General features: G+C 63.8%; 20 protein-coding genes. 8 read left to right on the plus strand and 12 right to left on the minus strand.

From position 1 onward, the window contains the following. Positions 1-29: 29 nt before the first annotated feature. The 4 genes from AAG793_RS13950 to AAG793_RS13965 all read right to left on the minus strand — a co-directional run bounded on the left by AAG793_RS13950 (position 30) and on the right by AAG793_RS13965 (position 3,430). Positions 30-893, minus strand: a complete 864-nt coding sequence (locus AAG793_RS13950; RefSeq protein WP_341909170.1) for an alpha/beta hydrolase — start codon at positions 891-893, stop codon at positions 30-32. Between the two features lie 33 nt (positions 894-926). After that, a complete protein-coding gene (locus AAG793_RS13955; RefSeq protein WP_341909173.1) occupies positions 927-1,919 on the minus strand; it encodes a tripartite tricarboxylate transporter substrate binding protein in 993 nt (330 codons plus the stop codon). 78 nt (positions 1,920-1,997) lie between these two features. Then, complete coding sequence (locus AAG793_RS13960) at positions 1,998-2,900, minus strand: alpha/beta hydrolase (protein ID WP_341909175.1); 903 nt, start codon at positions 2,898-2,900, stop codon at positions 1,998-2,000. Between the two features lie 53 nt (positions 2,901-2,953). Further along, a complete protein-coding gene (locus AAG793_RS13965) occupies positions 2,954-3,430 on the minus strand; it encodes a peptidylprolyl isomerase (protein WP_341909177.1) in 477 nt (158 codons plus the stop codon). Between the two features lie 198 nt (positions 3,431-3,628). On the opposite strand from AAG793_RS13965, the gene ypfH reads away from it, so the two are divergent. Further along, a complete protein-coding gene (gene ypfH, locus AAG793_RS13970) occupies positions 3,629-4,303 on the plus strand; it encodes an esterase (protein WP_341909179.1) in 675 nt (224 codons plus the stop codon). A 192-nt stretch (positions 4,304-4,495) separates the two neighbouring features. On the opposite strand, the gene AAG793_RS13975 is transcribed toward ypfH, so the two are convergent. The 3 genes from AAG793_RS13975 to AAG793_RS13985 all read right to left on the minus strand — a co-directional run bounded on the left by AAG793_RS13975 (position 4,496) and on the right by AAG793_RS13985 (position 6,732). Beyond that, positions 4,496-5,167 (minus strand): SPOR domain-containing protein, encoded by a 672-nt coding sequence (locus AAG793_RS13975; RefSeq protein ID WP_341909181.1) that lies wholly within the window; start codon positions 5,165-5,167, stop codon positions 4,496-4,498. Next, positions 5,164-6,048 (minus strand): biotin--[acetyl-CoA-carboxylase] ligase, encoded by an 885-nt coding sequence (locus AAG793_RS13980; protein WP_341909183.1) that lies wholly within the window; start codon positions 6,046-6,048, stop codon positions 5,164-5,166. The genes AAG793_RS13975 and AAG793_RS13980 overlap by 4 nt, the downstream gene beginning before the upstream one ends. A 69-nt stretch (positions 6,049-6,117) precedes the next feature. Beyond that, positions 6,118-6,732: an SET domain-containing protein-lysine N-methyltransferase gene (locus AAG793_RS13985; protein ID WP_341909319.1), complete on the minus strand. Its 615-nt coding sequence runs from the start codon at positions 6,730-6,732 to the stop codon at positions 6,118-6,120. Between the two features lie 184 nt (positions 6,733-6,916). Here AAG793_RS13985 and AAG793_RS13990 point away from each other — a divergent pair, with 184 nt between their 5' ends. Together AAG793_RS13990 and AAG793_RS13995 are read left to right on the plus strand one after the other, a co-directional pair. Further along, positions 6,917-7,447, plus strand: a complete 531-nt coding sequence (locus tag AAG793_RS13990) for a TlpA disulfide reductase family protein (RefSeq protein WP_341909185.1) — start codon at positions 6,917-6,919, stop codon at positions 7,445-7,447. Beyond that, the gene (locus AAG793_RS13995; protein ID WP_341909188.1) at positions 7,444-10,413 is read left to right on the plus strand and encodes a DNA topoisomerase III; all 2,970 of its coding nucleotides are present in this window, start codon (positions 7,444-7,446) and stop codon (positions 10,411-10,413) included. The genes AAG793_RS13990 and AAG793_RS13995 overlap by 4 nt, the downstream gene beginning before the upstream one ends. A gap of 42 nt (positions 10,414-10,455) precedes the next feature. Here AAG793_RS13995 and AAG793_RS14000 read toward each other — a convergent pair whose 3' ends face one another. The 4 genes from AAG793_RS14000 to AAG793_RS14015 form a co-directional block, all read right to left on the minus strand. Continuing rightward, a complete protein-coding gene (locus AAG793_RS14000) occupies positions 10,456-11,256 on the minus strand; it encodes a type 1 glutamine amidotransferase (RefSeq protein WP_341909190.1) in 801 nt (266 codons plus the stop codon). Between the two features lie 70 nt (positions 11,257-11,326). Next, complete coding sequence (locus tag AAG793_RS14005) at positions 11,327-12,742, minus strand: sensor histidine kinase N-terminal domain-containing protein (RefSeq protein ID WP_341909321.1); 1,416 nt, start codon at positions 12,740-12,742, stop codon at positions 11,327-11,329. Positions 12,743-13,035: 293 nt separating this feature from the next. Beyond that, positions 13,036-13,710: a response regulator transcription factor gene (locus tag AAG793_RS14010; protein ID WP_341909191.1), complete on the minus strand. Its 675-nt coding sequence runs from the start codon at positions 13,708-13,710 to the stop codon at positions 13,036-13,038. Positions 13,711-13,891: 181 nt separating this feature from the next. After that, complete coding sequence (locus tag AAG793_RS14015; RefSeq protein WP_341909323.1) at positions 13,892-14,398, minus strand: MarR family transcriptional regulator; 507 nt, start codon at positions 14,396-14,398, stop codon at positions 13,892-13,894. 187 nt (positions 14,399-14,585) lie between these two features. On the opposite strand from AAG793_RS14015, the gene recA reads away from it, so the two are divergent. Together recA and recX are read left to right on the plus strand one after the other, a co-directional pair. After that, positions 14,586-15,722, plus strand: a complete 1,137-nt coding sequence (gene recA / locus AAG793_RS14020; protein ID WP_341909193.1) for a recombinase RecA — start codon at positions 14,586-14,588, stop codon at positions 15,720-15,722. 28 nt (positions 15,723-15,750) lie between these two features. Further along, positions 15,751-16,263 carry a recombination regulator RecX gene (gene recX / locus AAG793_RS14025; protein WP_341909195.1) on the plus strand — a complete coding sequence of 171 codons (513 nt, stop codon included), beginning with the start codon at positions 15,751-15,753 and terminating at the stop codon, positions 16,261-16,263. Between the two features lie 183 nt (positions 16,264-16,446). Here the strand turns inward: recX and argC are convergent, their stop codons facing one another. After that, positions 16,447-17,358, minus strand: a complete 912-nt coding sequence (gene argC, locus AAG793_RS14030; RefSeq protein ID WP_341909197.1) for an N-acetyl-gamma-glutamyl-phosphate reductase — start codon at positions 17,356-17,358, stop codon at positions 16,447-16,449. Between the two features lie 301 nt (positions 17,359-17,659). Here argC and sucC point away from each other — a divergent pair, with 301 nt between their 5' ends. The 3 genes from sucC to AAG793_RS14045 all read left to right on the plus strand — a co-directional run bounded on the left by sucC (position 17,660) and on the right by AAG793_RS14045 (position 20,530). Further along, positions 17,660-18,820, plus strand: a complete 1,161-nt coding sequence (sucC, locus tag AAG793_RS14035; protein WP_341909199.1) for an ADP-forming succinate--CoA ligase subunit beta — start codon at positions 17,660-17,662, stop codon at positions 18,818-18,820. A 17-nt stretch (positions 18,821-18,837) separates the two neighbouring features. Beyond that, positions 18,838-19,734 (plus strand): succinate--CoA ligase subunit alpha, encoded by an 897-nt coding sequence (gene sucD, locus AAG793_RS14040; protein ID WP_341909202.1) that lies wholly within the window; start codon positions 18,838-18,840, stop codon positions 19,732-19,734. Between the two features lie 94 nt (positions 19,735-19,828). Next, positions 19,829-20,530: a TerC family protein gene (locus tag AAG793_RS14045; protein WP_341909204.1), complete on the plus strand. Its 702-nt coding sequence runs from the start codon at positions 19,829-19,831 to the stop codon at positions 20,528-20,530. Positions 20,531-20,566: the final 36 nt, after the last annotated feature.

Genomic DNA, 20,566 nt, shown 5'->3' on the forward strand with positions numbered 1-20,566 from the left:
AGACTCAGCCTCACGTGCTGAGGACGCGCTCATCGCACCCCCATCATGCGCAGGGTGGCCTTGAATACCGGGCTGTCGGCATCGGCCCATTCCAGCACGCTGTCGAAATGATGGCGCCCTGCCAGTTCGTGCAGCTCGGCCGGGTTGCCGTGTGATGTCCAGTAGTGGGCGGTATCGCGCGCCTGTTGCCGGTAGTCATCGGTCTCCAGTGCGCCGACGGCCACGATCAGCGGGCAGGAAGCGGTCGGCACACGGTGCGCGAGCGATGCCTGCAGCACGGTGGCCCGGTCCAGATGCAGATTCTGGTTGCGAAATGACAGGCGAACCGGCTCAAGGTCGGCCAGACCGCTGATGAACACCGCGCCTTTGATGGGGTGGGGGATCGGATCGGCAGTCAAAAGCTGCCCGACCAGATTGGCGCCGGAAGAGTGTCCCGCCACATGAATCCTCGACGCGTCTCCGCCGTAAGCGCCGATATGCTCTGCCACCCACGCCAGCATGCGGCCGACCTGCGCGCCCATGGCCGGGAGCGTGGTGTGCGGCACCAGTGCAAAGTCTGGCACGACCAACGTGACGCCTGCAGCGACAAAGGCCGCAGCCGCGAAGCCGGCTTCCTCTTTCGACAGTGAGCGCCAGTCGCCGCCATGCAGAAAGACCATGACCGGGGCGCCCGGCTGCGCGGCGGGATAGATGTCCAGCAGCTCTTCACTGGCACTGCCGTAGCGCAGGCTTTCCATGCAGCGCAGGCTGGCCTTGCAGGCGCGGGTGCTTTCTGCGTACTGCCGGATGAAAGCCGTGAAGTCGGTGGAGCCCGGGACGGTGGCGCGGCTGTTGTACTGAACATCCAGCGCCGCTTGGTCATAGCCGCGCCAGAGTGCCCCGGTGGTGGCCATCGTTGCGTGTGCTCTGGATATCTTTGCCAGGGCCTATTCGGCCTTGGCGCCCGAGATGCGAACCGCCTGTGCGTTGCGTGCACTGTCGGCAGCAAGGAAGCTCACAAACTCTTCAGGCTTGCTGGCCACCAGCTCGTAGCCCTTGGCTGTGACTTCCTGCTGCCTGAACTCGGGCTCGTTCAGGATACGCGTCACCTCGGCGTGCACCTTCTGCACGATGTCGCGTGGCGTACCGGCGGGCGTAAACAGGCCGAACCAGGCGTTCGATGGAATGTCGGGGAAGCCCTGCTCGGCAAACGTGGGCACATCAGGCACCACGCCAAGCCGGGTTTTTCCGCCAATGGCCAGCGCTTTCAGGCGCCCGCTCTTGAGGTGCGCCATCGACGATGCCGCACCGGAGAAAGTCAGTTGCACTTCGTTGGCGATCGCCGCCGGAACGGCCTGCGGAATCCCCTTGTAAGGCACATGAACAATGTCGATGCCGGCCTGGCTCTTGAGCATCTCCATGGCCAGATTGGGCTGGCTGCCACTGCCATAGGACGCGTAGTTGAGCTTGCCGGGGCTGGTCTTGGCGTGGGCAATCAGTTCCTTCAGGTTGGTGGCCGGCACGCTGGGGTGGGCCAGCAGCAACTGGTTCAGGAAGACCAGCTGCGTGATCGGAACGAAGTCCTTGACCGGGTCGTAGGGCAGCTTGGCATAGAGGTGCTGGTTGATGGTGACGGTGGCGTCGGTGGTCAGCATGAGCGTGTAGCCGTCGGCCGGTGCCTTGGCCACGAACTCGGCCGCCAGGATGGTTCCCGCGCCGGGCTTGTTGTCGACGATGACGGTCTGTCCCCAGCGCTGGCCCAGCTGCACGCCCAGAATGCGCGCCATGGCATCAATGCCGCCACCGGGTGGGTAGGGCACCACGATGCGCAGCGGCTTGTTCGGGTAGGTCGCGGCGGAGGGTGCGGGGGTCTGTGCGCTGGCGGTGTGCAGACCAGCCAGCAACAGTGTCGACATCAGTGCTGTCTTCAACAACTTCATGGGGAGTCCTTTGGCTTGGGTATTAAGAGGCGGAAGAGGCGGGAACAGAAGTGAGGGTGACGGATGCCCAGTGTGCATCTACAGCGACATCATGCGGGTACAGGCCTTGAACAGTGCCGAGCCAGGGTCGGCTAGGTCGAGCACCATGTCGTAGTGGTTCTTGCCGCCGATCTGAAACGTCTGGACCGGGTTGCCGTGGGCGCGCCAGTAGTCCCCGGTGGCCAGTGTCTGGCGCTTGAACTCTGCGGTGTCGGTTTCGGCACAGGCCACGATCAGGGGGCAACGGACGGTCGGCCGCTGGTGCACCAGCGACAGGCGTTGCACGGCGGCCTGGTCGAGCTTCAGTCGCTCGTTGCGGTAGCTCAGGCGCACCGGCTCCAGATCGCACAGACCGCTGGTGAACGCCGCACCGCGAATCGCGGGGCCGGGACTCAGCCCTGAAGCGGGCCAGTCTGCGGTGAGGCATTGGCTCAGAAGGTGCGAGCCGGAGGAGTGACCCGCGAGGTAAATGCGCTGTGGGTCGCCGTCATACTCCGCCACGTGCTGCCCGAGCCACGCCACGGCGCGGCGTGCCTGGCTGACCATGGTGTCGACAGTCACGGCTGGCACGTTGCCGAAGTTCAGGGCTACCACCAACGCGCCTGCATTCACAAATGCCGGTGCCATGAAAGCGCTGTCGTCCTTGCCCAGTGCTTGCCACGCGCCACCGTGTATGAACACCAGCACCGGCGCAAGGCCATTAGCCGGACCGTAAATGTCCAGCGTCTCATCGGGTGAGGGGCCGTAGGCGATGTTCTCCACACACGGCAGGGTGCGTTTGGCCTCATCGCTCAGCGCGCGGTAGCGGGCAATGTAGCTGCGGAAGTTGTCAACGGTCTGCTGGTTGTTGTACTGCGCGTCCAGACCGGCCTGGTCATAGCCGCCGTATACGGCATGGACCGCATGGACCGGCGACGCTGTCGCTTGGGTATGCGGTGTCATGTCGTCATGCCTGTGATGTCCGTCTGCCGTCGCCTGGGGCGCGGGCATGAGCTTTAATGGTGATGCCCGTGCTCACCATGCACATGCTGGTGGGCAATCTCTTCTTCGGATGCGGTGCGCACATCGGTGACCTTGAGCGTGAAGCGCAGCGCCTTGCCAGCCAGCGGATGGTTGGCATCGAGCAGCACGGTGTCGCCCTTGATCTTGGTGACATTGAAGATCTGCACGCGGCCATCGTCGCCGCGGCCTTCAAGCTGGCCACCGACCTTCACCCCGGGCGGGAACTGGCTGCGGGGGATGGTGCGCACCAGCGACTCGTCGCGCAGGCCAAACGCGTCTTCGGCGGCCAGCGCCAGCACCGTCTGGTAGCCGGGCGCCTGGCCCTCCAGCGCTTCCTCGATTTTCGGCAGGGTGTTGCCATAGCCGCCGTGCAGGTAAACCATCGGGTCCTTGCTTTCTTCGATCAGCTTGCCGTTGGCGTCAGACACCTTGAAGCGCAGGGTGACAGCGGTGTTTTTTTCGATTTTCATGGGGCTCTGCAAAAGGTGTGTGGGGTGAGGATCAGGTTGCCGCATCGCACCCCGAGAGGTACCCTGCGGCGATGGGGATGATCTTAGCAACCCGTTGAAAACCCCGTTGCGGGCTTCAGGTGTCATGACATGGATGGGTAAACTGCCTGCGGCGCTGCTCCATGGTTGCGTCATGAGTCCAACGAAAGAGGATCTGAGATGAGTGTTTCCGGCTCTGCTGCCATGGCAGATGCACCGATGCTAGGTGCCATCGAGCTCTTGCCTGCAGTGGCCACGCCCCGGCAATTGTTCGTGCTGCTGCACGACGCCGGCGGGCATGGCACCGACATGCTGGAACTGGGGCAGGTGCTGGGCGGCGCCTTCCCCGAGGCAGCCGTGCTGATTCCTGAAGGGTTGGCAGGCGAGCATGCCGACCCGGCCGTGGCGCTGGCTTCGGGTGACGACGACGCGGAGGCGCTGGCCGCGCGCGTGCAACGGCTGGCCGGGTTTGTGCGCGCGCAGCAGCAGCGCTTTGATGTGCTGCAGACCGACACCGCGCTCGCTGGCTTTGGTGCGGGTGCCAGCCTGGCCCTGGCACTGAGCGACGCGCACGACGGCACGGTGGGCCGCGTGCTGGCGTTTGGCGGCGGCTACCCGGTGTGGCCGGCCAAAGCCCCTGCCTTCACCACGCTGCATCTGCTGCATGGCCGGAACGACGCGGTGGTGCCCTGGGCGCGCATGCGCAGCGACTTCGATCACCTGATGACGCTGGGCGCCGACGCGACTTTCGATGTCGCCGCTACGCTGGGCCATGAGCTGCACCCGGCGCTGATGGACCAGGCGGTGACGCGTTTACAAACGTGCGTACCGCTGCGGCACTGGAAAGCCGTTTAGGTACGCCCCCACGGTCGTTCGCTACGCGTAACTCCCTGCCCCCCCGAGGGGGCCGTCCGCCTGTGGCCCGGTAAAGCCGGTTCCACGGCTCCACTGATGAAGACATTGACCCACGGATGCCCACTGAATGTCGTTCGTCCTGAGCCTGTCGAAGGATACGCCCGGCTCCACCCCTCTATGGCATGGGGCTCTTTATCTGCAGGCCTGTAGCGCTTTGCCTTCAAGCTGAGGCTTGATCGTTTCAAGCTGGGCTTTCAGCGCGCTGTCCACTTTGGCCAGGCGCAGCACCTGGCCGCGCACCTCGGCTCGCTCCTGCACCACACGTGCGGTGCGCACGCCGCGGGTGGCGATTTTGGCGAGCTCTGCGTCGGCCTCGGCCTTCTGGCTGAACTGGCCGAGCGACAGGCCCGGGCTCAGGGTCGGGTTGGTGACCGACTCGAAAGACACCTTGAGCTGCCTCAGCTCGCTGCGTTTCCTGCCCAGCGCGTCGTCGCTGGCGAACTTGCCCATGTAAATGATCCAGCGCGCCGGCTCCACGCTGCTCTCCAGCGCCCAGCTGCCCGGGGGCAGGCTGGTTTCAAGCAGCGGGCGGAGCGCCCCGGTTTGCTGTTCGTTGAAGAGGCCGGCCTGCAGGCATTCGGTGGCAGGCTGTGCGGCCGTGGTGACCACCGAGGCATTCTCGATCTGGCGCGCTTCGGCGTGCGTCAAGAGGCGCATGGCCTGTGGCTGGATCTGCTGGTCGAGGCGTTGCGGCTCTGCCTGCGTGCTGGGCTCAAAGCCGTAATCGGCCAGCAGGCCCCGCGCCCACGCGAAATAAGCGCCATTGGCCAGCAGCAGCACCAGCACCAGCAGCCGCAGTGTCACGGCCGGGCTTTCGGGGATGTGCCAGCAGCGGCGGGCACAGGCCGGACGCTGACTTCAGAGCTGGTGATTTCTTTCATGCCAGCCGCAGTATGCACCAGCAGCGCGCCGTCTTCGCCTGCACCGTGGGCGCTTCCCTGCGTGCCGTCGGAGAGCTGCACGGCGCGCCCTGCCAGCACATCGCGCGCGGCAAAGCGGGACTGGAAAGGGGCAAAACCAAACTGCGCAAACGCCTGCACCGCCTGCACCAGCGGTGGCACGATGCGCAGTAAGGCATCGGCCGCCGAGATGCCGGGCAGCAGGCCCTGGAGCGCGCCGGGTGGCAGCGCTGCCATTGAGCTAGGAGCATTGCCCGGCGCCTCTGCAGGCGGCAAGGCCGGCGTGCGAATGTTCAGGCCGATGCCGATGATCACAAAGCGAAGCTGGTCCCAGCTCGCGGTTTCGACCAGAATGCCGCCCAGCTTGCGTTCGCCATCCGGCCCGCACAGCCACAGATCGTTGGGCCATTTGAGGCCGATGTGTTCAGCATGAGGCGCCCCGGCGGGCAGCGGATTCAGGCTCTCCGCAACGCTGATACCGGCCACCAGTGACAGACCCGACCACGCAGCCGGCTGCAGCGGCAGGCCGAGCGAGAAAGTGAGGCTGTCGCCACGCTGGCTGTGCCACTGGCGGCCCTGGCGGCCGCGGCCAGCGGTCTGCTGCTCGGCCACCAGCAGGATGGGCTCGGGCCGTGGCTCGGCGCTCCTGAGGCGGCGCATCAGCTCGGTGTTGGTCGAATCGATCTCGGGCAGCACCTCGACGGTGAAGCCGGGCAAGCCCGGTGCCACGGCCTCCCAGATCGCCTCGGCGGGCCATCGGATGGGTGGGGCGGGCGTGGGGCTCACGGTGGGGTGGGTGGAAGGATAGGGAAGGGCGTGCTGCACGCTGGCAAAGGGCCCGGGAAGTCAGTCTTTCTAGTCTTTCTTTTTGCTGCTGGACTTGTTGCCGGACTTCTTCTTTTCCTTCTTGTCTTTCTTCTCGGCTTTCTTCACCTTGTCAGCCGCCTTGGCCTTCTTATCGCTCTTCTTTTTCTTGTTGCTTTTCTTGTCATCCTTGTCCTTGGGCGCCAGCAGCGTGCCGCGGCAGTTCTTCGCGCCGCACCAGCAGGGGTACTGGGCCAGCAGCTTCTTGGTGTACTTGGCGTCGATGATGAGGCCGTAGTCATAGAACAGCTCTTCACCGGCCTTGATGTTGCGCAGCGCCTTGATGAACACGCGACCGCCTTCTTCGTCGGCTTCGCAATTGGGCTTGCAGCTGTGGTTGATCCAGCGCGACGAGTTGCCACCATGCTTGGCGTCAATCACATGGTCTTCGTCGATGTGGAAGTAGAAGGTGTGGTTCGGGTCCTTGGGGTCGTGTGGGTGGCGGCGCAGCGCCTCTTCCCAGTTGATGACCTCGCCCACGTACTCGATCAGGGTCTCGCCTTCGGCCAGGTCCTGCAGCGCAAACACCCCCTTGCCATGCACGCCCGAGCGGCGCGTCTGGATGCGGCGCCCATCCAGGAGGGCTGCGGAACCTGCAGGTGTCAAAGCGGTCTGACGTGAAGTGGTGACGGGGGCGGCCGAAGCCTCTGTTTTTGACACGACGTATTTTTTTGGTATGGTTAATTCATGCAGGTGCGCGTGCGTGCATGTGCGCCCGCGCACCCGCGCGCGTATGTGCGCGAGAGCCGCTATTGTATGAGGCGCCTGCCGCCATCACAGGAGTTCACCTTTGTTCAACCGCCGGGAAACGCTCGGAAGTCTGGTCCGAAGTCTCGCTGCCCTCGCCTTGCCGGCACTGGGCGGTGGAGCGCAGCGCGTGTGGGCCAAGGGTGAGGGCGCGCCGCTTCCGGCGGTGGGCAGCGCGCTGCGTTTGCCCTCGCTGGCCTTGCTCGACGGCCGCATGTGGACGCCGCGCGAGGCCGAGGGAAAAGTGCTTGTGGTGTACTGGTGGGCCAGCTGGTGCCCTTTTTGTGCCGTGCAGTCGCCTCATATAGAAGCGCTGTGGCAAGCCCAGAAGGCCCGTGGCCTGCACGTGCTGGCCCTGTCGATCGACAAGCAGCCGGCTGCGGCTGCCAACTACATGAAGGCCAAGGGCTACAGCTTTCCCGCCGGGATGCTGACCCCCGAGGCCGCGAAATTGCTCCCCAAGCCGGCCGGTCTGCCGGTGGTGGTGGTTCGCGGGCGCGACGGCAAAGTCGTGTTCGCCGAAAGCGGGGAAATGTTCCCTGAAGACATTGAAGGTTTGAAGAAGTACTTATGAAGACGAAAACGCTGGTGATTGCGGAAAAGCCCTCGGTGGCCCAGGACATCGTGCGGGCCATCACGCCCACCGCAGGCAAATTTGAGAAGCACGACGAGTACTTTGAGAGCGATGAGTGGCTGGTCACTTCAGCGGTGGGCCATCTGGTGGAGATCCAGGCGCCGGAGGAGTTCGACGTCAAGCGCGGCAAATGGAGCTTTGCCAACCTGCCGGTGATTCCGCCCTACTTTGACCTGAAGCCCATGGACAAGACGAAGACGCGGCTCAACGCCATCGTCAAGCTGACCAAGCGCAAGGACGTGGGTGCGCTCGTCAACGCCTGCGACGCGGGCCGCGAGGGCGAGCTGATCTTCCGCCTGATCCAGCAATACGCCAAGAGCAAACACCCGGTCAAACGCCTGTGGCTGCAGTCGATGACGCCTGCTGCCATCCGCGACGGCTTCGAAAGCCTGCGCAGCGAGAAGCAGATGCAGGGCCTGGCTGATGCGGCGCGCTCGCGCTCTGAAGCCGACTGGATGGTCGGCATCAATGGCACCCGCGCCATGACAGCCTTCAACTCGCGCGATGGCGGTTTCTTCCTGACCACCGTCGGCCGCGTGCAGACGCCCACGTTGTCTGTCGTCGTGGAGCGCGAGGAAAAAATCCGCAAGTTCGTCAGTCGCGATTACTGGGAAATCCACGCTTCTTTCCTCGCCGAAGCCGGTGAGTACCCGGCCAAGTGGTTTGACCCGAAGTGGAAGAAAGCCGCCGCCAACGCTGACAACACCGAACCCGATGCCGAGCTGAAGGCCGACCGCGTCTGGTCCGAGCGCGAGGCGCTGGCGATTGCCGAAGCGGTGCGCGGCAAGGCCGCCACCGTCACGGAAGAAAGCAAGCCCACCACGCAGGCGGCCGGCTTGTTGTTTGACTTGACGTCTTTGCAGCGCGAGGCCAACGGCAAGTTCGGCTTTTCGGCCAAGACCACGCTGTCGATTGCGCAAAGCCTGTACGAGCGCCACAAGGCATTGACCTACCCGCGAACCGATTCGCGCGCGCTGCCCGAAGACTATCTGCCGGTGGTGAAGAAAACCTTTGAGATGCTGGCCGACAGCGGCATGAAGCACCTCGCGCCGTTTGCGCTGACGGCCCTGAACGGCAACTACATCAAGCCCAGCAAGCGCATCTTCGACAACGCCAAGGTGAGCGATCACTTTGCCATCATCCCCACGCTGCAGGCGCCCAGCGGGCTGAGCGACGCGGAACAGAAGCTCTATGACCTGGTGGTGCGCCGCTTCATGGCGGTGTTTTTCCCGAGCGCCGAATACCTGGTCACCACGCGCATTTCGCAGGCGGTGGGCCACAGCTTCAAGACCGAAGGCAAGGTGCTGGTCAAGCCGGGCTGGCTCGCAATCTACGGCAAGGAAGCTGCCGACGAAGTGGCCGACGCCAAGGACGGCGACAAGGGCCAGAACCTGGTGCCTGTCAAGCCAGGCGAGATGGTGCGCGCTGAAGTGGTGGAGGCCAAAGGCCTGAAGACCCGTCCGCCGGCCCGCTTCTCTGAGGCGACCCTGCTCGGCGCGATGGAAGGCGCCGGCAAGACGATCGACGACGACGAGCTGCGCGAAGCGATGCAGGAAAAAGGTCTGGGTACGCCCGCCACCCGCGCCGCCACCATCGAGGGCCTGATCGCCGAGAAGTACATGCTGCGCGAGGGCCGTGAACTGATTCCCACCGCCAAGGCCTTCCAGCTGATGACACTGCTGCGCGGGCTGGGCGTCGAGGAACTCTCCAAGGCCGAGCTCACCGGCGAGTGGGAGCACAAGCTGGCGCAGATGGAGCACGGCCAGCTCAGCCGCGAAACCTTCATGGCCGAGATTGCCGCGATGACGGAGAACCTCGTCAACAAGGCCAAGGGCTACGACAAGGACACCATTCCCGGCGACTACGCCACCCTTCAGACGCCCTGCCCGAACTGCGGCGGCGTCATCAAGGAAAACTACCGCCGCTACACCTGCACCGGCAAGAGTGGTGACGACGGCTGCGGCTTCTCCTTCGGCAAGACGCCGGCCGGCCGCACCTTCGAGCTGGCCGAGGTCGAGCAGTTCCTGCGCGACCGCAAGATCGGCCCGCTCGATGGTTTCCGCTCCAAGGCGGGCTGGCCCTTCACCGCCGAGATGGTGATCAAGTTTGATGAAGAGACGAAGAACTACAAGCTGGAGTTCGACTTTGGCGATGACAAGAACGCCGAGACCGGTGAGATCGTCGATTTCAGCGCGCAGCAGTCGCTTGGCCCCTGCCCGAAATGCGCCTCGCGCGTGTTCGAGTTCGGCAAGAACTACGTCTGCGAAAAATCAGTGCCCACGCATGCGCAGCCCACGCCCACCTGCGACTTCAAGACCGGCCAGGTGATCCTGCAGCAGCCGGTGGAGCGCGAGCAGATGCACAAGCTGCTGGAAACCGGCAAGACCGACATGCTGGACAAGTTTGTCTCCATGCGCACCCGCCGCCCCTTCAAGGCCATGCTGGCCTGGGACGCAGAAGCAGGCAAGGTCAACTTCGAGTTCGCGCCGTCCAAGTTCCCGCCGCGCAAACCGGCTGCAGCCAAAACCGGCACGGTGAAAACCCCGTTTGGCAAGACAGTGGCTGTGAAGACGGCAGGCGCACCAGCAGCGAAGAAGGCGGCGGTCAAGAAAGTCGCTGCCAAAAAGACACCCGCCGCGAAAGCCGCCAAACCGAAAGTGGCCCGCGTGGCCAAGCCGGGCGCCGGCCTCACGCCGAGCAGCGCACTGGCCGCGGTGATTGGCGCCGAGCCGGTGGCACGCACCCAGGTCATCAAGAAGCTGTGGGACTACATCAAGGCCGAGGGCCTGCAGGACGCCGCCAACAAGCGCGCCATCAACGCTGACGCGAAGCTGCTGCCGGTCTTCGGCAAGCCGCAGGTGACGATGTTTGAACTCGCCGGGATTGTGGGCAAGCACCTGGCTTGAGTGGTTACGGCGGTCAGCCGGACTCACCGGCAGTGCTGCGCGTCATCGCGCAGGCTGCATGGCCTTCGCTGCGGCGGCAGCGGCCAGAAAGTCTTCGAGCAGCGCGGCGTCATCAATGGTGTTGGCGCCCTGCTCGTGAAACTCGGGGTGCCACTGGGTGGCGGCGATGTAGCTCTTGCTGCGGTCCTTGCGGCGGATGGCTTCGACAATGCCGTCGTCGACGCTGATCGCCTCCACCTCGAACTCGGGCGCGAGCTGCTTGATGCCCTGGTGGTGAATGCTGTTGACGCGCACCCGTTCGACACCGGGGTACAGCGTGGACAGGTGTGAGCCTGGCACGATGTTGACGCTGTGGAAGTTCTGGTCATAGGTGGTGGCGTCGCGGTGGACGAACGACTCAGGCACCTGGGTGTTGATGTCCTGATAGAGCGTGCCGCCGAAGGCGACGTTGAGCAGCTGCAGGCCGCGGCAGACACCGAAGATGGGCTTGCCCACCGATTCGAAGGCCTTCACCAGCGCCATGTCGTACTCATCGCGCACGCGGTCGCCCGACCACTGCTCCTCCAGCGGTGTTTCGCCATAGCTGCCGGGCCAGACATCGGCGCCGCCGTGCAGCACCAGGCCATCCAGCCACTCGGCGTAGTGCTCGTACGCGACGTCGCCACGTTGTGTGCTGCCAGTGGGGCAGGGCACCATCACCACCATCGCGCCGGACGACATCAGCCAGTGGGCAATCGACTGCTCGACGTACTGAAGAGTCTTGCCGGTGAAGAAAGAGCGTGTCGGATCGGCATGCGAGAAACAGGCGGACAAACCAATCTTCAGGCGATGGGTGGCGGTCATGAGTCTTCCTTTGGGTTCGGCAAAAGCTGGCAGGAGCTGACAAGAGCAGCACGCACGGAGCGGGCCAGCATCATGCCGGTGAGGCCTCCGGGATGCCGACGAAGCGCACCGTCACCCGGGTCCCAGGGGTTTGTGCGTGACCGGCCAGACCGGCATCTTCAATGGTGACAGTGGCGCCATGCTGCTTGGCGATTTCCAGCACGATGGCCAGCCCGAGGCCTGAGCCATCGACGTTGGTGCCCAGTGCGCGGTAGAAGGGCTGGAACACCAGCTCGCGTTCGGATTCGACAATGCCGGGCCCCGAGTCTTCGACCATCAGCACCAGCACGCCGCTGAAGCGGTCGGTCATCATGCGCAGCGTGACTTGTCCGTTCTCCGGGGTGTAGTTGATCGCGTTGTCGAGCAGGTTGCGCACCAGCTCCTTGAGCAGTGTGGCGTTGCCGTCGAGCTGCATGGCCTGCTCGCCCGCCTCCGGGCCGTCGTAGCCGAGATCGATCTTTTTTTCCAGCGCGCGCGGCACCGAGTCGGCCATCACTTCCGAGGCCACATGCACCAGGTCCACCCGCTGCTTGGCCAGGCTGCGGCCAGTGGTTTCTGCGCGCGCGAGTGCCAGCAACTGGTTGACGGTGTGCGTTGCCCGCACGCTGGCGCGGCCGATGTGCTTGAGCGATTTTTTCAGTTCATCGGCATCGGTTTCACGCTGCGCCAGATCGGCCTGCATGCGCAGGCCTGCCAGCGGTGTCTTGAGCTGGTGGGCGGCGTCGGCCAGAAAGCGCTTTTGCGTGGTGAGCGACACCTTCAGGCGGCTGAGCAGGTCGTTGATGGACGACACCAGCGGCGCGACTTCTTCCGGCACCGCGGCTTCGTCCAGCGGGCTCATGTCGTCTGACTTGCGCGCGCGGATGCGCTTTTCCAGCTGCGCCAGTGGCTTGATGCCCCGCACCAGCGCCAGCCACACCAGCAGCACCGCCAGCGGCAGCGTGACGAACTGGGGCACCATCGTGCCCTTGACGATTTCGGTGGCCAGCGTCTTGCGCTTTTCCAGCGTTTCGGCCACCTGCACCAGCACGGTGGGTGATCCGGACTTGGTGTCGCCTTGGGCTTCTGCCGGGAGATCGACCTTCAGCCAGGTGTAGGCCACGCGCACTTCCTCGCCCTGGATCGTGTCTTCGCGCAAGCGCACCTCGCCGTTGACCGGCTTGTCTTCGTTGGGCGGCAACGGCAGGTCCAGCTCGCCGCTGAGGAACTCGCCGCGCGTGCCAATCACTTGGTAATAGACCAGGTCGGTGTCGTCGGCGCGCAGGATCTCGCGGGCTGGCGCAGTCAGGTTGAACTGCACCTGGTTGTTCTTCACCACCACCAGCTTGGCCAGCGCCTGCACGTTGTATTCCAGCGCGCGGTCAAACGGTTTGCCGGCAATGTTCTGCGCCACCAGCCAGGTCAGCGCGAGGCTGATTGGCCACAGCAGCAACAGCGGCGTGAGCATCCAGTCGAGGATCTCGCCGAAGAGGCTCCTGCGCTCGCGTTGGAAAAGTCTAAGAGCCACAGATCAAGGTGCTGGGCGGACGTTCATCCGCTGGGCGTTCTCTTCATGCCAGCAGGAGCCGTGGAACCGGCTTCGCCGGGCAGCAGGCGGGGCGACCCCCTCGGGGGGCAGGGCGCTACACGCAGTGAGCAAGCGTGGGGGCCAAGTTTTTCCGCCGGGCCGCCCCAAGGAAAAATGCGCCCCCTCGGGGGGCAGCGCATTACACGCAGTGAAAAGCGTGGGGGCCATATCTGCTATCCAGGGATCTTCTCAAGGCAGTAACCCAGGCCGCGCACTGTGGCGATGCGAATCGGACCTTTCTCAATCTTCTTGCGCAGTCGGTGGATGTACACCTCGATGGCGTTGTTGCTGACTTCCTCGCCCCACTCGCACAGGCGCTCGACCAGCTGATCCTTGCTGACCAGGCGGCCGGCGCGCTGCAGCAGCACTTCGAGCAGGCCCAGCTCGCGCGCAGACAGCTCCAGCATCTGGCCGTCGATGGTGGCCACGCGGCCGGCCTGGTCGTACACCAGCGGGCCGTGCTTGATGGTGCTGCTGGCGCCGCCCATGCCGCGGCGGATCAGTGCGCGCACGCGGGCTTCGAGTTCCTGCAGCGAGAAGGGCTTGGCCATGTAGTCGTCGGCGCCGTAGTCGAGACCTTTGACGCGTTCTTCCACGCTGTCGGCAGCGGTCAGGATCAGCACCGGCATGGCCGAACCACGTGCGCGCAGGCGCTTGAGCACTTCCAGCCCGTGCATGCGCGGCAGGCCCAGGTCGAGGATGAGCAAATCGAACTCGGTGTTGGTCAGCAGGGCGGCATCGGCTTCGGTGCCGCTGGAGACATGGTCGGCGGCGGCGCCCGAGGCGCGCAGCGTGCGCAGCAGGCCATCGGCCAGAACCTGGTCGTCTTCGGCAATCAGAATACGCATGGCTGTCTCCAGAGATCGGTTCGCTGCGGGTTGGGGTCTGTTAACGCATCTCGCAAAAATAGCGCTAATAGGCCCTAGCAGGAACACGGTATTGCTTGTCCGTCAAATTCTAGGCCTTTGCTCCGAGTGTTTACTTCGGGTCTTTGCTTGAGGTCTTTACGCTCTGACCGCCTGATGCGCATCACTCCGTGGCGTAAGCCTCCAGCCCCAGCGCGACCACGGTGGCCACATCGGTGCCAACGGCCTGCCGGAACTCTTCTTCGGCCTGTAGCACCGCGCGCCTGAAAGCCTCCAGCCACTGCAGACCCGATTCGGTGAAGACCACCCGGCGCGCACGCCGGTCGTGCGGGTCCGGCTCGCGCGTCACCAGGCCCCAGGCTTCGCACTGGTCCACCAGGTCGCCCATGGCCTGCTTGCTCATGCCGGCGCTGTGCGCCAGATCGGTCAGCCGCGAGCCATTCACGGCCAGATGCCGTGTGATGTGGATGTGCGCAGCGCCCACCTGGTCGCGCGCAGCCAGGTTCGACAGCGCCAGCGGCACTTCCACGTTGCTGGCCATCAGCGCCAGCACACGTTCGTCGAAGCGTCGCAGCGCGTGGCCCATGCGCCGGCCTAGGTGCGTCAGCCGCCAGCCCGGCTCCGCCGGCCCGAAGCGGTTGGACATGGCTTGAGCGTTCATTTCCTGCATGCCCGTCATGCTAGCTGATCGACGGCTAATTAGTCAGGCAAACTGACTAAAAACAGGGTTTACTTATTTATACCCTGCTCATAAAGTACTGGTCATGTATCCAGCGCTGTGATTAAAAGCAGATGGCTGGAGAACCAGAAGAAGTAACCACAACTGTTTCAAATCGTTGATTTTCAAGGAGTTTTTCATGGAACTGACCAGCAAACTGAACCCCGCCCAGCACCCTGTGCAAACCGCCGCCCTGAACAGTGAAAAGGCCAAGGCGCTGCAAGCGGCTCTGGCCCAGATCGAGAAGCAGTTTGGCAAAGGCACCATCATGAAGCTGGGTGATGGCGAGGTGATCGAGGACATCCAGGTCGTCTCCACCGGTTCGCTGGGTCTGGACATTGCCCTGGGCGTTGGCGGTCTGCCGCGCGGCCGGGTGGTTGAAATTTACGGTCCGGAGTCATCGGGCAAGACCACGCTGACGCTGCAGGTCATTGCCGAGATGCAAAAGCTGGGCGGCACCTGCGCCTTTGTCGACGCCGAGCACGCGCTGGACATCCAGTACGCGCAAAAGCTGGGCGTGAACCTGCAGGACCTGCTGATCAGCCAGCCCGACACCGGCGAGCAGGCGCTGGAAATTGTCGATTCACTGACCCGCTCCGGCGCGGTTGACCTGATCGTGGTCGACTCGGTGGCGGCGCTGACGCCCAAGGCCGAACTCGAAGGCGAAATGGGCGACTCGCTGCCCGGCCTGCAGGCCCGTTTGATGAGCCAGGCGCTGCGCAAGCTCACCGCCACCATCAAGAAGGCCAACTGCATGGTCATTTTCATCAACCAGATCCGCATGAAGATTGGCGTGATGTTCGGCTCGCCCGAAACCACCACCGGCGGCAATGCGCTGAAGTTCTACGCCTCGGTGCGGCTGGACATCCGCCGCATCGGCTCCATCAAGAAGGGCGAAGACGTCATCGGCAACGAAACCCGCGTCAAGGTGGTCAAGAACAAGGTGGCCTCACCGTTCAAGACGGCGGAGTTCGACATTCTTTACGGCGAGGGCATCAGCCGGCTGGGTGAGGTGCTGGACCTGGGTGTGGCGGGCCATATCGTCGAGAAAGCCGGTGCCTGGTACGCATTCAACGGCGAAAAGATTGGTCAGGGCCGTGACAACGCCCGCGAGTTCCTCAAGGAGAACCCCGAGCTCGCCATCGAGATCGAGAACAAGGTACGCGAGTCGCTGGGCATTCCACCGGTGCAGGTGGCAGGCAGCGTGGACGCGGCACCAGCCGAGAAAGCCCCGAAAGCTGAAAAGGCTGAGAAGCCCGCCAAAGTTGCGGCCTGATCTGTGTTGAGCTGAGCGCGTTTGAGCCATGACCTCCTCCGACGCCTCGCCCCCTGAGACCAGCGCTGATGCCCCGCGCAAGCCCGCCGCCCGTGCGGGCTTTGCGCTGTCACTCAAGGGCCGCGCCTTGCGCTACCTCGCGGCACGCGAGCATTCGCGCAGCGAGCTGGAGCGCAAGCTGGCACCGTTTGAAGAGACACCCGGCCAGCTCGCTCAGGTGCTTGACGACCTGCAGGCCAAGGATTTCATCAGTGAAGCGCGGGTGGTCGAATCCGTCATCCACCGGCGCGCCGGGCGCTTCGGCGCTTCGCGCATTCGCCACGAGCTGCTGAACAAGGGGTTGGACACCGAACGCGTGGCCGACGCCATGGACGCCCTGAAGTCCACCGAACTGGAGCGTGCCCGCGACATCTGGCGCCGCAAGTTCGGAGAGCCCGCCCCCGATGCTGCCGGCCGTGCCAAGCAGATGCGATTTCTGGCGGCGAGGGGTTTCAGCGGCGACGTGATCCGGCGCGTGGTGTCGTCCAGCGACGACGATTGATGCAGACTGGTATTCCACCAGCTGAGCCGCGGAACCGGCTCCGCCGGGCCGCAGGCGGGCGGCCCCCTCGGGGCTGACGACCGTGGCTCCAAACCTGCCTGCGCAGGTTTGGACGGGAGGAAGGGCCCATGCCTCAGGCATGGGCATGTCCAGGGAGTTACGCGAAGCGAACGACCGTGGGGGCTACACCTTCAACATCAGCTTCAGGTTCTGCACCGCTGCGCCAGAAGCACCTTTGCCCAGATTGTCCAGACGCGCAATCAACACCGCATGGCGATGGGTTTCGTTGCCGAAGACCCGCAGCTCCATCTTGTTCGTGTCATTCAGTGCCAGTGCGTCGAGCTTGCCAGTGGCCGGTGCGTCTTCCACGGTCACCCATTCGCTGCCGGCGTAGTGCGCGCTGAGTGCGGCCTGAATTTCCGCTGTTGTCGGTTTGCCCGGCAGCAGATCAAGGTGCAGCGGCAATTGCACCAGCATGCCCTGCTCGAAGTTGCCAACTGACGGAATGAACACCGGCCGGCGGGTCAGGCCGGTGTATTTCATGATTTCCGGCAGGTGCTTGTGTTCCAGCGCCAGGCCGTAGATTTCAAACAGCGGCGCCGTACCGGCCTCGTAAGCCTCAATCATCTGGCGGCCACCGCCGGAGTAACCACTCACCGACGGCAGGCTCAACGGGAAATCGGGTGGCAGCAGGCCGGCGTCGACCAGCGGACGAATCAGCGCAATCGCCCCCGTCGCATAGCAGCCCGGGTTGCCCACCCGCTCTGCCGACGCCACGGCGTCGCGCTGGCTGCGGGTCAGTTCCGGAAAGCCGTAGACCCAGCCGGGCACCGTGCGGTGCGCGGTGGATGCGTCAATGATCTTGGGTTTTTTGCCCGGCAGGCTGTCGATCATGGCCACCGACTCGCGGGCCGCGTCGTCGTGCAGACAAAGAATGACCAGGTCCACCTGCGCCATCAGGTCTCGCTTGGCGGCGGGGTCCTTGCGCAGTTCCGGTGCGATGCTGACCAGCTCGATCTGCGGCATCGCCTGCAGCCGCTCGCGGATCTGCAGGCCGGTGGTGCCCGCCTCGCCATCAATGAATACTTTGGCCATCCAGCACTTTCAATACAGGGGAAAACAACAGGGGAAATGACAGGAAAAACGGGACGTTGAGCGGGCTGCCGGGGGAGCCGGCGGCGCCTTAACAGGCGTCCGGAGGCTGCTTTTGGGGCCTCAAAACCGGCGTCAGCCGCGCACAAGGATTGTGCGTCGCACCATGATACAGTTCTGCGTTGCTGCCTGCAGTGACCGCTGACGTGGTTTTTTGGGCTGGTGTGGCCTGTTTCCGACACCTCATTTCCTCGCCCGAATCCCCTGTTGCACCCCCTTTTCTACTGAATTCTGAAGGTCCCCCATGAAAATTCACGAGTACCAGGGCAAGGAAATCTTGCGCAATTTTGGTGTGCCTGTGCCGCGCGGCATTTCGGCTTTCACGGTGCAGGAAGCGGTCGAAGCCGCCCAGAAGCTCGGTGGCCCGGTGTGGGTCGTGAAGGCGCAAATCCACGCCGGTGGCCGTGGCAAGGGCGGCGGCGTGAAGGTGGCCAAAACCATCGACGACGTCAAGCGCATTGCCGGTGAAATCCTGGGCATGCAGCTCAAGACCCACCAGACCGGCCCGGAAGGCCAGAAAGTCCGTCGCCTCTATATTGAAGACGGTGCCGACATCCAGAAGGAATATTACGTCTCGGCCGTGACCGACCGTGAGTCCCAGAAGGTGGCCTTCATTGCCTCCAGCGAAGGCGGCATGGACATCGAAGAGGTGGCCCACTCTCACCCCGAGAAGATCATCAAGGTGTTTGTCGATCCGCTGGTCGGCATGACGGACGCGCAGGCCAAGGAAATTGCCGACGGCATCGGCATGCCGGCCGACTCGCTGGCCCAGGCCACCGATGTGTTCAAGAAGCTCTACAAGTGCTACATGGACACCGACGCATCGCTGGTGGAAATCAACCCCCTGAACCGCGACAGCAAGGGCAATGTCATGGCGCTGGACGCCAAGTTCAACTTTGACCCGAACGCGCTGTTCCGTCACCCCGAAATCGTGGCCTACCGCGATCTGGACGAGGAAGACCCGGCCGAAGTGGAAGCCAGCAAGTTCGATCTGGCCTACATCAGCCTCGATGGCAACATCGGCTGCCTGGTGAACGGCGCCGGTCTGGCCATGGCCACCATGGACACCATCAAACTGTTCGGCGGCGAGCCGGCCAACTTCCTGGACGTGGGCGGTGGCGCCACTGCCGAGAAGGTGACCGAAGCCTTCAAGATCATGTTGAAGAATCCCTCCGTCAAGGGCATTCTGGTCAACATCTTTGGCGGCATCATGAAGTGCGACACCATTGCCGAAGGCGTGATCACCGCCTGCCGCGCAGTGAACCTGTCCGTGCCGCTGGTGGTGCGCATGAAGGGCACCAACGAAGACCTGGGCAAGAAGATGCTGGCCGACTCCGGTCTGCCCATCATCGCCGCAGACACCATGGCCGAAGCCGCGACCAAAATCGTGGCTGCCGTCAAGTAAGCCCAGGAGAACACAGCATGTCCATCTACATCAACAAAAACACCAAAGTCATCACCCAGGGCATCACCGGCAAGACGGGTCAGTTCCACACCCGCATGTGCCGTGATTACGCCAACGGCAAGAACGCCTTTGTGGCCGGCGTGAACCCCAAGAAAGCCGGCGAAGACTTCGAAGGCATCCCGATTTACGCCAACGTGACCGAGGCCGCCAAGGCCACCGGCGCAACGGTGTCCGTCATCTATGTTCCACCCGCAGGCGCTGCCGCCGCGATCTGGGAAGCCGTCGAGGCCGACCTCGACCTGGCGATCTGCATCACCGAAGGCATTCCCGTCAAGGACATGCTGGAAGTGCGCAACCGCATGAAGGCCAAGGAAGCCGCCGGTGGCAAGAAAACCCTGCTGCTCGGCCCTAACTGCCCCGGCCTGATCACGCCGGAAGAAATCAAGATCGGCATCATGCCCGGCCACATCCACCGCAAGGGCCGCATTGGCGTGGTGTCGCGCTCTGGCACGCTCACCTATGAAGCCGTGGCGCAACTGACCGAAATCGGCTTGGGCCAGTCCAGCGCCGTCGGTATCGGTGGCGACCCGATTAATGGTCTCAAGCACATCGACGTGATGAAGGCCTTCAACGACGACCCCGACACCGACGCCGTCATCATGATTGGCGAAATCGGTGGCCCGGACGAGGCAGAAGCCGCCCAGTGGTGCAAGGCCAACATGAAGAAGCCCATCGTTGGCTTCATCGCCGGCGTGACCGCCCCGGCTGGCAAGCGCATGGGCCATGCCGGTGCGCTGATCTCCGGCGGTGCCGACACGGCCGACGCCAAACTGGCCATCATGGAAGCCTGCGGGTTTACCGTGACGCGCAACCCGTCCGAAATGGGCAAACTGCTCAAAGCGCTGCTGAAATAAGCCCTTCCGCCGACCGCCGGTTGCGGTTAGCCACAACAGACAGGCCGATTGTCTTCACCGACAATCGGTTTTTTGATTTTTTCGAGAGGTTCCCATGGAAGAGTTTATGACCGCAAGCTTCTGGCTTGCCGTTGGTCAGATCATCATGATCGACATCCTGCTGGGTGGCGACAACGCGGTGGTGATCGCACTGGCATGCCGGAACCTGCCCCCCAAACAGCGCCGGCTGGGCATCATTTACGGTACCGCTGGCGCCATCGTTCTCCGGGTGATCCTGATTGCCTTTGCGCTGGCACTGCTGTCCGTCCCGTACCTCAAGATCGTGGGTGCCATCCTGCTGCTCTGGATTGGTGTCAAGCTGATGATTCCCGAGGACGAGGGCGACCACAACATCAGCCCCAGCGATAAGCTCTGGGGCGCCGTGAAGACGGTCATCGTCGCCGACCTCGTGATGAGCGTCGACAACGTGCTGGCGATTGCCGGTGCCGCCCAGGGTGCAGGGCAGCAGCATCAGCTGCCGCTGGTCATCTTCGGTCTGGTGGTGAGCATTCCCATCATCGTCTGGGGCAGCCAGATCGTGCTCAAGCTGATGGAGCGTTTCCCGATCATCATCACGCTCGGCGCGATGCTGCTGGGCTGGATCGCCGGCCAGATGGCTTACAGCGACCCGGCCATCAAGCCTTATCTGCCCGCTTTCGCCTATGGCGGTTATCTGGCGGCCGCCGCCGGTGCCTTGCTGGTGCTGGTGATTGCCAAGGCGCTGCAAATGCGCCAGAAAAGCTCCACCCCGGCCTGACCGGGGCTGACGGCCGGATCGGCCGTCAGGCACCGG

Source organism: Polaromonas sp. YR568 (assembly GCF_943372955.1).
GTDB lineage: Bacteria > Pseudomonadota > Gammaproteobacteria > Burkholderiales > Burkholderiaceae_C > Polaromonas.